Below are 3,654 nucleotides of genomic sequence, written 5' to 3'. Positions count from 1 at the left end.
AAAACGAATGATGGTGTGTTTCTACAATCGGTCGGGGCGGGTTTAGTTCAGTTAAAGGTTTTCTCCTGAAGGTTATCGGTCAAACAACTATCGTTTTTTCTCTCACCCAGACGTGACTAAACCCGCCCCTAAACCCAACCCTAAACCCAACCCGACAAAAAACGAATGATGGTGTGTTTCTACAATCGGTCGGGGCGGGTTTAGTTCAGTTAAGGGTTTTCTCCTGAAGGTTATCGGTCAAACCCGCCCCTACATTCCTCACAATCCAACAGTTTTCCCATGAATGATCCCACTATTCGCGAACAAAGTTACCAATATTTTCTGGAAGAAGCGCCAGAACTTCTGGGTATTCTTGAACAAGAGTTACTCGATCTACGGACTAATTTTAGTGTCAATAAAGTCCATAATTTAATGAGGACAACTCACACATTAAAAGGTGCGGCAGCCAGTGTGGAGTTGGACACGATTAAAACTGTTGCTCACTCGTTGGAGGATATTTTTAAAACCCTGTTTAATCCTGATGTCGTAATTGATGCAGAGGTGGAAGCGTTATTATTTGAAGGCTATGAATGTCTGCGGCTACCTCTGACGGCGGAAGTGATGGGGGGAAATATTAATGAGACAGAAGTTCTCGATCGCACGGCGGCGGTGTTTGCTAAATTGCAGGAAAAGCTGGGCGATTGTTTTGACCAACAAGCGACTATTCCTAGTTCTTTGGAGTTGGGATTTGATGTCACCCAATCCATTTTTGAGTTGGGGGTGAGTCAGCGGTTAGATCAAATTACCGAGGCTTTGGCGAGTAATGATCCGTCAGTCATGGCGGACACATTGCGATCGCAGGCGGAAGTGTTGCTGGGTGTGGCGGAATCGATGAATTTACCTGGATTTGCGGCGATTGCGAATGGGGCGATCGCGGCGTTGGATAATTATCCGGATCAGGCGGAAATGATTACTCAGATCGCCCTAGCTGACTTGCAGGCGGGACAGCAGGCGGTACTGAATGGCGATCGCACTCAAGGGGGTCAACCGTCTGAATCGTTGCAAGAATTAGCGGGTATGCTGGATGCTGTTCCTGATCAGGCGCCGCCGGAAGCCCAGCCACAGCAAGTGTGGGAAGGGGATCTCAGTGATCCAGACTTTAGTGCAGATTTGGCGATGTCTGATGCGGATGCGGCTTATTCTTCTCACCCAGATGAGGATTTCTCAGAACTCCCAATCACCGATTCGGCTGATTTTCAACCGGATGCGACGGATTTGACGCCTTTACTGGATCTGGATATAGATGTGAATCAGTATGAGGATTATAGTTCATCAGAACCGGAGACAGAAGGTGTTGAGGAACCCGAGTCGGCTGACTTATTAGATAGTATTTGGGGGAACGTTTCGGTTTCAGAATCGGCTATCGCTGGCGATTTTGAGGCAGAATCTGAATCAGAAGCGTTTCCAGTATTTAATACTTCAGCAGAGACGTTAGAGGATGCAATACCCGAATCTGAACCTAATCCTCCAGTCGAAGCGGAAGAACCATTAACCGATTATATTTTACCCTCCTCTAGGGTGCAAAAAGAGTCGATTCCAGAGACTCAGCCGCAAACGGTACGGGTCAATGTTGATCATTTAGAACATTTAAATTATTCGGTTGGTGAACTATTAACCTACCAAAATCGTCAGTCACTCCAGGATGAGCAACTACAAACAGCTGTTCGGTTGGTGCTAAATCGTCTCCAACAGCATCAGCAAATCTTAGATGAATTGCAAGATTGGCATGACCGTCAATTGCATCGATCGCAACAAAAACGGATGAACTTAAGGGGGAGAAGGCGGCGAGAATGGATCAAAGACAAGCCGTCATTGGCTTGGCAAAATCCCCCGGCTCAAATCCCGAATCAATTTGACCCCTTAGAACTGGATAGCTATAACGAACCGCAGCTTTTAATCCAGTCGTTGATGGAGGATACAGCCCAACTGACGGAAGCAACGGAGTCTATTGAACTCTTTGCCAATCAATTCAATCAAACCTTTGATAAACAACGGCGACTACTAACCAGTATCCGCGATACGTTGATGGAGGCGCGACTGTTGCCATTAGGAACATTATTTAAACGGTTTCCGCGAGTGCTGCAACAGTTACAAGTGACCCATAATAAATCAGTTGAACTGACACTACAGGGGACAGAGGTGTTGGTGGATAAAGTCGTGGTGCAAAAACTCTATGACCCCTTACTGCACCTGATCCGTAATGCATTTGACCATGGGATTGAGTCGCCAACTGTTCGCCAAGAATCGGGCAAACCCAGTCAAGGTTTAATTGAAATTGATGCCTATCACCAGAATCGATATTTGGTGATTGAAGTTCGGGATGATGGGCAAGGGCTAAACTTTGAGAAGATTCGTCAACGGGCGGTTGAACAGCGCTTGATCGACGCGGAAAAAGTCAGACAGTTAACACCCGCCCAACTTGCTGAGTTTCTATTTGAACCGGGTTTTTCCACCGCTTCGGGGTTAAGTGATTTATCCGGGCGCGGAATTGGTATGGATGTGGTGCGTTCTCAGGTTGAATCCCTAGAAGGTTCAGTGACGGTGTATTCTCAACCGTATCATGGAACGACCTTTCGGCTGCAAATACCGCTAAATCTGACCATCGCCAAGCTACTTTTGATCGAGGCGGGAGGTCAAACTTATGCTTTACTTTCAGATGCGATCGAACAAATCATTATTCCGCCACCGGAACGACTACGTTGTTGGGATGAGGGGAAAGTATTGCGATGGGGTACAGGAAAGGATGAGCAACTGATCCCTATTTTTTCCTTGGCGAATGGGTTAAATTACTATACTCCCAACCGGAAAGCATTAGTTTTTTCCGACCAACGCCCCTTAGTTGAACAAAGTCCGAAAATGCCGGTGATTTTGATCCGTTGTCAGAATCGGCTATTAGGCTTGGAAGTCAATCAGCTTATCGGTGAACAGGAATTAGTGATTCGTCCCCTGGGAGAGATGATTGCACCTCCCCCTTATGTGTATGGCGGCTGTATTCTAGCGGATGGTAGGTTAGCACTCGTGTTGGATGGGATTACATTAATGCAGACGATTGCGGATCAGCAGACGGTGACATCCCCACCCGAGTTTACCTCTGATTTCCAATCATCGATGGTAGCCTTAAAGGGTTCAACGTCGCTTTCATCCGATCGCAACCAGCGGCAATTATCGGCTTCCCGCCCTGCGGCGTTACCTGCGGCGCCTGAACCTCCACGCCCGATGTCAACGCGATCGCGACAACTTGTTCTTTTAGTCGATGATTCGATTACTGTGCGCCAAACCTTAACCTTTACCTTACAAAAGGCAGGCTATCAGATATTGCAGGCAAAGGATGGATATGAAGCCATTGAGCAACTGCGAAATCATCCCCAGATTCAATTAGTTATATGCGACATTGAAATGCCCAGAATGAATGGGTTTGAGTTTCTCAAATACCGCCAAAACGAGCCCGAATTATCCCAAATTCCTGTGGTGATTTTGACCTCTCGCAATAGTGAAAAGCACCGTTTAATTGCCAATGAGTTAGGTGCTACTGATTATATCACCAAGCCATTCATCGAACCCCAGTTATTAGAGACGGTGCAACAATTAATACAGGCTTGAGTTTTGCCAATCAAC

General features: G+C 46.7%; 1 protein-coding gene. It reads left to right on the top strand.

What is annotated here, in order from left to right:
- Positions 1–279 precede the first annotated feature (279 nt).
- Positions 280–3,639, top strand: coding sequence for a response regulator (locus ACLFWI_RS28360; RefSeq protein ID WP_446415710.1), 3,360 nt, complete (start codon positions 280–282; stop codon positions 3,637–3,639).
- Positions 3,640–3,654: the final 15 nt, after the last annotated feature.

Origin of the sequence: Coleofasciculus sp. (genome assembly GCF_046539235.1) — a bacterium.
GTDB lineage: Bacteria > Cyanobacteriota > Cyanobacteriia > Cyanobacteriales > Coleofasciculaceae > Coleofasciculus.
Note: the sequence above shows the minus strand (reverse complement) of the source record. Positions and strands in the feature narration are given on the sequence as shown.